The sequence below is a fragment of the Microcoleus sp. BM001215392 genome, from assembly GCF_036700185.1.
Lineage (GTDB): Bacteria > Cyanobacteriota > Cyanobacteriia > Cyanobacteriales > Microcoleaceae > Microcoleus.
This window is the reverse complement of record NZ_JAUBOJ010000326.1, coordinates 1-9,050: the sequence shown is the minus strand read 5'-3', so window position 1 is coordinate 9,050 and position 9,050 is coordinate 1. Positions and strand designations below refer to the sequence as shown.

The window sequence follows — 9,050 nt, the reverse complement described above, 5'->3', positions numbered from 1 at the left end:
TTTTTAACTACACACCGCCGTCCTGATGGCATTTGGGTATCTTCTGCGAGGAATGTTTCCCCAAACCCACCAGAACCAATAGATTTTAAAACTTGATACCGATTATTTAATAGCATAGTTGGGTGTTAAATATTGTTTTACGACATACAGGACTAAAGTCAAGCTAATTAAAATATTTCGATGTAAATCAATTATGTTTCAGGAAGCTGAGCATGATATTCAGGTTACTTGATTGAGAATCAGATTTAACGTTCTTCTTTGGTGACATCTCTCCTGTCCTCAAGAACGAAGCTTCTGGTTTGGTGCGGAGTGCAAACTTTGTTCCTTGTCAAAGTGCGATCCTCTTCGAGGGCTCCGCTAACGACTCGCTTTACATTATCAGACAGGTGGGCGATCGACATTATGACCTAATTTATTGGCATGAGCCTGTTTAAAGCATCAGATTTAACGATCGCCCGAACCTTTCTGCATCCACCTGTGCCCCTGAAACAGTATGTTTCCTGACTGCATCAGCCTCCTGGCGCTAAGCAATACCCAGATAAATGCAGTAATGCAGTAAAACGTTATACCAATTTCATTTAGTAGTGCGATAGATGGTTATTACCAGAGTATGGATTTGAGATGTATTATCTGTAGCATTATTTTATGAAATTGGTATTAGATAAGGATGACCGCAAACAGAGAGAATATTGGTCTACCGTTGGCTGACGGGGTGAGTTTTGCCGATATTAGCTTCTGGTTGTGGCTAACCCAGCTTCAGAAATAGCGATGATTTGGCTCACTTTCCTTTATACAAGCTTCAGCAGAACTGAACCACAATCAGGTAAAAAGATTTAGAAGGAGAAAACTTCCTGAAACTGAGGATATGGAACGTTATTTGTAATATGGCAATAATTTTAGTCTAGGATTTGAATTAGAACAGAGAGGCAAAATGATCGAAGGGCGAGTAATTTTTAGTTTAATAATAAGTTTGGCTGTTGTTGGCTCTAACTCTTTGCCAGTCTTTGCACAGCTAAAACAAGACAGTGCAGCGATACCAGACCAAATCGCTCAGCGACAGCGTAATTGCAGCAACCCTCAAAGTAACTTAGAGTACAAAGAGTGCGCGCAATTAAGATATGAAGCCGCAGACAAGCGCCTTAATCAAGTTTATCAACAACTGCTTCCTAAATTAAGTCGAAAACAGCGATCGGTACTTTATCAAGAACAGATAAAATGGATTAAGTCGCGGGATAAAAGTTGCGAAGCAGAAGTTTATGAGAATCGCGGTGGTTCGGGTTATCGAGGTTTTCTCAATGAATGTTTGGAACGCACGACCAAACAACGCACCGCTGAATTAGAGAATTATTTAAGAAAGAGATAAGGAATAGAAAGGATAGTTTATGAATAGAAAGCAATCGATTTTAGGGATTATGCTCAGTTGTGCCGTGTTGGGAGCTTGCTATCTCACAAAACCCCAAACTGTAAATGCTGCACCTGCATCTATGTTTACACCTATTATCCGGGATATTAAGAATCAGATTCCGAGAGGATGGGTAATGCGCCTACCTTCAAGTGTTAATATCAGCAACACTAAACTTTACCCGCAAGTCATTACAACCATCCCCGGAGAGTTTGCATTATTTCTGAATTCACAACCGAACTGCATGAGTAGATCCTGTTATTTTGGAGTTATTGCAGTAGCCAAATATTCTGAATATGCTGATAATTTGCGTTCCAAGCATATCTTTTCTAAGACATATATGCAAAGAGTTAGAGCAATTAGACAACGTGACCCTCAAACTAGAACAGAATCAGAGATAAAACTATTAATCAGCTCAGATATGGCAGTCTTAGAAAGAACAACCATCACGTTAAAGCCAGGGATTCAGGGTGTTTTCATTGTTCAGAATGGGGGAGGTGCTTCAACTCCACCTTCTCTACACGTCTTTTGGAAACAAGATGGTTTGAATTATCGAGCAACTATCAAAGGTGGATTCGATTACGACCGGAGTGTTGCGATCCAAAGTCAGAAGTCAGCATTGATTAATCTAGCTATTTCGATGGCTAAAGAGTCTCCGATTAAAAGTGCTAACTAATTTTAATAGGAAGAACTATGAGTCTCCGTCCCCGTTTACTAACAGGCGGTACTATCGTTTTTGGAGATCCGAATAAAAATCAGGAGTTATTGTGAAGATTGTACTCGCAAAAATATTAGAACACAAGGAAGCTTATGCCAACTTGCCGCTATTTCAATATACGCGGGATGCAAGCTTATCTGAGGAACAGCGGCTGTCTTTTTACCCGTGTATGGCGCATTTTATTCTGAGTTTTGGCGATATCAACAAATATATGTTGCGCTCCGAGCCTGCAAGTGATGAGTACCAACAGCGGGTGAACATTCATACTTATGAAGACGACCACCATTGGCTTTGGTACCTTGAAGACTTTGCAAAACTCGGTTTTGACAATCCCTGCGCTCCAACGAAGCTCATGCGTTTTTTGTGGAGCGACGAGACACGCCAAAATCGAATTCTAACTTACCGCCTAGCTGCTCTCATTTCTACAGCAAGTGCTGTAGAACGGCTTGCCATAATTGAGGCGATTGAAGAAACTGGAAATGTTCTTTTCAGTACCGTGCTGGAGCTAGCAAAAGCCATTGAGTTGCGCCGCAATATCGAACTGCGATACTGTGGGCCATTTCACTTTAACCTAGAGTCAGGTCATTTGGTTGGAAGCGATCGCATTGATATTTCAGAAATTTACCTGGATGATGCGACCCAAGCCCGCTGTCTGGATCTCGTCGATGAAGTCTTTGCGTTATTTGAGTCGTGGACTCACGAACTCCTCAGCTATGCAAAAGAACATTCCTCAGCCATGCAAAAGGACACTCCTTTCCCAGGTTAATTTGATCGCCCCCAGCAGCCTCGAAGAGCGAAATTCTCCCGCCTACCGATGCAGTAATGCAGTAAGTATGCAAGACTTTGGAGCGTCGGGTCGTATACACCAAGCATGAAAATAGAAGGTCAGTAGCAAGCGAAAATCCTGACTCAAGCAGAAATCGAACTGTTGTTCAACGATGGTTTGAAAACAGACCGCGATCGCATCTTTCTCAACGTTATCGGTAACATCATTTACGAAAGCTCGGAGTTTGGCTGTGTTCTCAATTCAGAGTCAGATTCCAAGTCGTAACTCCTTCGCTAGAATCAGTGCTCATTGACACGTCTTGAGTCCAACTGGCGATGTAAGTCCAGTCTGGGTCTTCCAGCCAAGCCAGGGTGTCAAAGCTAGTGGCTCGTTCGCGAATAAATCTAACGTACAAATCAACGTTATCTTTAATCCACATATAGCATTTATTGAAAAAATGAGGTGCACAAGATTCCCTGAATATCGGGGCTTTCAAGCCTTATTGCATACCTCATCTATCTGAGAAATGCTATATCATCCCCACGTATTTTAAACTGGATTTTGAGATGGCCGTTCAGTCCATTCGAGAATTCAAAACCGTACCCAGGATATGGCATCGGAATCTGTCCAATACCAGGTGGCAATTCAGGTGTCTTATCATTCCTCCGTGGCAGCTTTGTTGGCCCGATGTAATCGTAGTTTCGGATTGCACCGCGTTCGAGGTCGTTTTCAGTTGGATAATCCAAGTTTAGTACGCGAAGTTCGGTGCCATCTCTCAAGATTATCGCCTGTACCAAACTATCGGTTCCTGCGAAAGGCGCATCCTTCGTTTCCACAATTAGCCTCATTGAACCTATCCACATACAAAACACTCCGTATTCAATAATGTTCGTTTATATTCTTTTCAATACCTATGTCAAATATTAAGGAAATTCTTACAAAACTTAATATGCTATTCCCCTCACTATTACATACCGCCTAACTAAATGTTGACCCGAAGAAAGCGGTACAAAGACATATTTATTCCGATCAAACTCAGCACTTGTATTCTCAACCAAACATATCAATAAACCGGGGTGCGATCGCCTTCTCCTAACTTGCCTACTCCTGAGCAAACTCATTAAGAAATACCCCAAACTAATGCAGTAATGCAGTAAGTATGCAAGACTTTGGAGCGTCGAGTCGGGTATACACCAAGCATGAAGATTGAAGGCCACGGGCAAGCCAAAATCCTCACACAAGAGGAAATCGAACAGTTATTTAACGATGGTTTGCAGACCGATCGCGATCGCACCCTCTTTGGAGTTTGCCTCTACACCGCCTGCCGCATTGCCGAAGCTTGTTCCCTGATGGTCAAGGATATCTACACCAACTCTGGCGCTGTCCGCTCTACGATTAACTTCCGCAAAGCCAACACCAAGGGAAAACTCCAAACCAGAACGATTCCGGTGATCGAGGATTTGCGAAGTCTCCTGACATCTTGGAAACCCCACGCGGGTCAGACTTACTTATTCCCCGGTCGCCACCGCTGCCACCACTGGAAGCATTTGCAATCAGATTCAGCCGATCGGATTTTGAGAGAAGCGTTCGATCGAGCCGGCATCGAGGGAGCATCCACCCACAGTTTCAGGAGAACCGCCCTCACCCAGATGAGCAACGCGGGGATACCGCTGCGGATTATTCAAGAAATCAGCGGTCACAGCAACCTAGACCAATTGCAGAAATACTTAGAAGTTAAGCCGGATCAAGTGCGGGGTGCGATCGCTTCGCTCTCCATGCTTTCCTACACGGGGAAACCTGCATTTCCCCACGTACCCGATGAAAGGCTAGCTGCACCGTTACCGAGAGAGCAACTGTCACAAGCCCTCTTCGACGCGGCTGAAGAACTCCCAGATTGGTGACGGTCGCTCTCAATCACAAGCCAGAAGCTCTCAATTCTCTTATTTGTTAGAATCCTGAATCAGGTGGAGCAGGTGCATCTACGAAATCGAAACCTGCTTTTAGGAGAATTGAAAGGCGATGTGGCTAAAATTTGGTGTTGCTCCCAGCGGTGAGCTGGCGGGCATTGATGAAGTTGCGCGCGGAAAAACTAATCTCGCTTGCCTCTACTGCGGTGGCGGATTGACAGCAAAAAAGGGTTCGGTGAAAGAACATCACTTCGCGCACACTGAGGAAACTTGCAAGCCAGTCTCGCAGCGGATTAAAACATCTTTATCTCCTAAGAATTCTTAAACTGTAGGGTATTACCGCAAATCCCAGACACTGGAAAATTATATAAATATTCCCGGGTCTAATTTGACAGAACGCAAAATATGCGGTAGTTTGAGTTTATATCATATGTTAAGTCAGCCTTTGCAAATTAACGCTTAGTTGAGTTGCTTTAAATTATTCGTGAGTCCTAGAGATTAACCTTACCTGTCACGGATTGAACTCAAGCCCTGATATTATGTCATAGTAATGAATGCAAAGCTTGCAAAATAACTAAGTTAAATTCTAACCTGCTCAGTCTAATACTTTCTCGCAAGTTCGTGTTTATGAATGTTGACACAGCAAAAGAACGGTTCGATAGCTTATGCCAAGAGTTGAATGTTAGTAATCCCCCGCTTGAGACGGAGCAAGATGCACGACTTCATATTATTGACCGCATATTGATTGAGGTTTTAGGTTGGGATAGGCAAGGAATACGGACTGAGCCTCATACAGAATCTGGTTACATTGATTATTTACTATCTGCTGGAGGGCGTAACAGGCTTGTAGTGGAAGCTAAGCGTACCTCTAATCTATTGATTGATACTCGCCAACCGCGTATGGCTTGGTATAAAGTTAGTGGTTCAGCACTCCAGTCCGCAGTTAAAGGGTTGGAACAAGCAAAAGGTTATTGTGCAGACACGGCTGTTTTATTCTCAGCGTTGACTACAGGGATTGAGTGGATTGGATTTTGGGCGGTTCGCACGGACGGAGTACCTCCCAAAGAAGGCAAAGCGGTAGTATTCCCAAGTTTGCAAGCCATTGAGCAAAATTTTGCAGTATTTTATGACCTGTTTTCCCCAGAAGGAATGCTTGAAAATTTATATCAAGTCCATGTTCACGAAGCAGAAGGTTTGCAGGTTAGTCAAAATGATAATTTTGAAGCAGTTACCGGCTTATCTGAGAGATGCTTGCTTCAAAAATCACCCTTGCTAAGAGATTTAGAAAATATTTACCGCAATTTCTTTAGCACTATTTCAGGCGACGATTCTGATATGCTTGAGAAATGCTTTGTAGAATCAAAAGAGAGTCGTGCGGCTGATGAAAGCCTGGATAAGATTACAAGACACTTATTGAATACAATTGATATTGTTAAGTCAGAACGAGGTATGGAGCTAGAAGATGAAATTCGGAGTGCCATAGAACTACAAAAAGGTGAGTTTGTTTTAATCATAGGAAACAAAGGCGCAGGGAAATCGACATTTATTAACAGATTTTTTAAACTGGTTTTAGATAAGCAACTTCGTAATAATTGCTTGGTTATTCGCGTTGATTTAGCAAACTCTGATGGAAATCAAGCTACAATTTCAGATTGGCTAACCGATAAATTAAAAGTCGAATTAGAGATAAACCTTTTTAAAGATGGTTATCCTACTTATGATAACCTTCAGGGAGTTTTCTTTTCTGAATATAAGCGATGGAGTGATGGAGAGTACAAGCCGCTCTATCAAAGAGATAAGGAGGCTTTCAAAGAAAAATTTGGCGGATTAATCAGTGATTTTATAGCAAAAGCCCCCCATGAGTATGTTAGAAAACTGCTTAAAGACTCAATTTCTTCTAGAAAATTAATGCCTTGTATTGTTTTTGACAATACTGACCATTTTCCACAATCTTTCCAAGAGTCCGTCTTTCAATTTGCACAATCAATTTATAGAGAATGCTTTTCGTTTATTATTTGTCCTATAACCGATCGCACAGTTTGGCAGCTTTCAAAATCAGGTCCACTTCAATCTTACGATCACCGAGACTTTTATTTGCCAGTACCTTCAACAAAAGAAGTTCTTACCAAGCGTGTTGAATTTATTAAGGAAAAGGCTCAAGAAAATGCTGAGACTAGCAAAGAATATTTCACAAAAAAAGGAATTCGTCTATCGATCCCAGATGTTAAAGCATTTGCTTTGTCTGTAGAAGCAATATTTGTCAAGGAAGATTATGTAGGACGTATGGTTGGATGGCTTGCCAACTTTGATATTCGTAGAGGGCTTCAAATTGCCCAAAAAATTATTACTTCACCGATTATAGATGTTTCGGAATTGGTTAAAGCTTATGCTATTGGTCAAGAATTCCGCCCACAAGGCGTAAATATCAAAAAGGCTCTTTTGCTGGGAGACTACAATCATTTCTATCAAAAAGATAGCAGTTTTATTTTAAATTTATTCGATATTGGCTCTAATACTGCCACAAGTCCATTACTTCGATTATCAGTTCTTCGCCTATTGATAGATGCTTATTCTGAGACTTTAGAACAAGAAAAAATCTACCGATCTGTGGAAGACATTCTAAACTATTTTGAGCCTACTATGGTAAGTCGAACTCTTGTAAAAGAAAATCTTAAGGCTCTTCTTGACTACCGCCTTATTGAACCTTACGACCCAACAGATACGAATATTTATGAGTCCCAAAGGGTGAAAATAACTCAGTGTGGACGTATTCATTACGAATTGGTTACTGACGATAAAGAGGGTGTATATATGAGTGAGATGGCATTGATGACTCCTGTTGTCAGCCAAGAATATATTTTGAAGAGCAGACAATTATTAAGAGAAATCGAAAAGTTAAACGCTCAAGATTTGCAAAGGAGTATCAATGCTCAAAAAATTGTCAGGTGGTTTGTTGAATACTGCCTAAAACAAGATAAGCTTTATATCTCACTTCCAAAATCTAGCTCTTATCAAAGTCAAAAAAAATTGAGGGAGATTCTCTTTAAAAATTTGGATAGAGAAGTAAATTGAAGCTTAATTTTAGTCTCAATAGCCCGCATCGCTACCGCACCCGGCTCAGAGCGCTCAAGTATCGTTTCCTCAAAAACACAGTTATGTACATCTCCCGTTTCCAGTTACTTAATTACAAGTCATTCCGGGATTCTGGGGTGTTAGAATTCCAACCCGGCATCAATATTATTGTGGGAGCCAACAATTCAGGGAAAACAGCGCTGCTGGAAGCTCTGAGCCTGAGTTTTGAGACAAGCCCGCACCGCAGTATCGAAACGCTTCCGCAACCCAATTCAACGCCGATCCGAGAATCTACCGCTAAATTAACTTTAATCTTCACAAAAGCAGAAATCCATCGCCTCTTCGATGATTTGCCAGCTAACCACTATGTAGAATTATCTTCTGCTAGCAATTCGTATTTACCTGCTGCTGAACTGCTTACTTTATTCCAAAATTGGATGGACAATCCCAACGATGTAGAGTTAACTGTTCCTAAATCGACCGGAAGTTCAGTAGAGCGGAAGGACATTTCAATAAAAGATTTAGATGCGGCTATTGAATTAACGTACTATCAACCCAACCAAATGCCGCTCGGATTTTCAAGGCACCGAAACAAAAATTTTATCAAAAAAGACGAAAGCGGTCGTTTTACATTCGATCCAGAAACTAATCAAACAGACTCTAGCTATAGAGGAGAAGATTTTTTCGTAACACTTTTTCACAAATTCAGAAGCTGGGTTTCTCAACTTCAAGCCCAGCGGTTCGTTGGAGAATGCTCTGTCGGAGACAATGAAGAACTCAATTCAAACGCTTCAAACTTGGCCGAAGTTATCCATTTATTGCAGTCGCGAATTATTAAAAAAAAGCTGTATGAGCGTTTCAATCAGTACGTCTCTACCATGTTTCCACAGTTCGGATTGGTTTCGACTCGAATTCTGGAGAAGCAGAACCGTCAGGGGCCGAACCTTGAAATATTAATTTGGCCCACAAAATCTGTTGAAAGTGATAGAGAAGACTTGGCATTTTCTTTGTCGGACTGCGGGACTGGTATTGGTCAGGTGTTGGCAATCCTTTACGGGGTAGTGACCTCGCCGCAATCTAGACCAATAGTAATTGACGAACCCCAATCTTATTTACATCCAGGGGCGGCTAAGAAGCTGATAGAAATCCTCAAAGAGTTTCCGCAACACCAGTATTTTATTACCA

The 9,050-nt window shown here is 41.7% G+C and carries 8 protein-coding genes; 7 read left to right on the top strand and 1 reads right to left on the bottom strand.

The features are described 5' to 3' along the window. Nucleotides 1–931 precede the first annotated feature (931 nt). From QT974_RS26410 to QT974_RS26400, 3 genes are all read left to right on the top strand, one after another. A complete protein-coding gene (locus QT974_RS26410; RefSeq protein ID WP_333471377.1) occupies nt 932–1,363 on the top strand; it encodes a lysozyme inhibitor LprI family protein in 432 nt (143 codons plus the stop codon). A 19-nt stretch (nt 1,364–1,382) separates the two neighbouring features. Next, nucleotides 1,383–2,078, top strand: a complete 696-nt coding sequence (locus QT974_RS26405) for a hypothetical protein (RefSeq protein ID WP_333471376.1) — start codon at nt 1,383–1,385, stop codon at nt 2,076–2,078. A gap of 91 nt (nt 2,079–2,169) precedes the next feature. Then, on the top strand, nt 2,170–2,886 hold the full coding sequence (locus tag QT974_RS26400) for a hypothetical protein (protein WP_333471375.1): 717 nt from the start codon (nt 2,170–2,172) through the stop codon (nt 2,884–2,886). Nucleotides 2,887–3,142: 256 nt separating this feature from the next. Here QT974_RS26400 and QT974_RS26395 read toward each other — a convergent pair whose 3' ends face one another. Beyond that, a complete protein-coding gene (locus QT974_RS26395) occupies nt 3,143–3,325 on the bottom strand; it encodes a hypothetical protein (RefSeq protein WP_333471374.1) in 183 nt (60 codons plus the stop codon). A 760-nt stretch (nt 3,326–4,085) separates the two neighbouring features. Here QT974_RS26395 and QT974_RS26390 point away from each other — a divergent pair. The 4 genes from QT974_RS26390 to QT974_RS26375 all read left to right on the top strand — a co-directional run. Beyond that, nucleotides 4,086–4,787, top strand: a complete 702-nt coding sequence (locus tag QT974_RS26390) for a tyrosine-type recombinase/integrase (RefSeq protein WP_333471373.1) — start codon at nt 4,086–4,088, stop codon at nt 4,785–4,787. Nucleotides 4,788–4,905: 118 nt separating this feature from the next. After that, nucleotides 4,906–5,118 carry a competence protein CoiA family protein gene (locus QT974_RS26385; protein WP_333471372.1) on the top strand — a complete coding sequence of 71 codons (213 nt, stop codon included), beginning with the start codon at nt 4,906–4,908 and terminating at the stop codon, nt 5,116–5,118. A 302-nt stretch (nt 5,119–5,420) separates the two neighbouring features. Then, nucleotides 5,421–7,865 carry a hypothetical protein gene (locus QT974_RS26380; protein WP_333471371.1) on the top strand — a complete coding sequence of 815 codons (2,445 nt, stop codon included), beginning with the start codon at nt 5,421–5,423 and terminating at the stop codon, nt 7,863–7,865. Between the two features lie 83 nt (nt 7,866–7,948). Then, the coding region (locus QT974_RS26375; RefSeq protein WP_333471370.1) for an AAA family ATPase at nt 7,949–9,050 on the top strand (1,102 nt) is incomplete at its 3' end.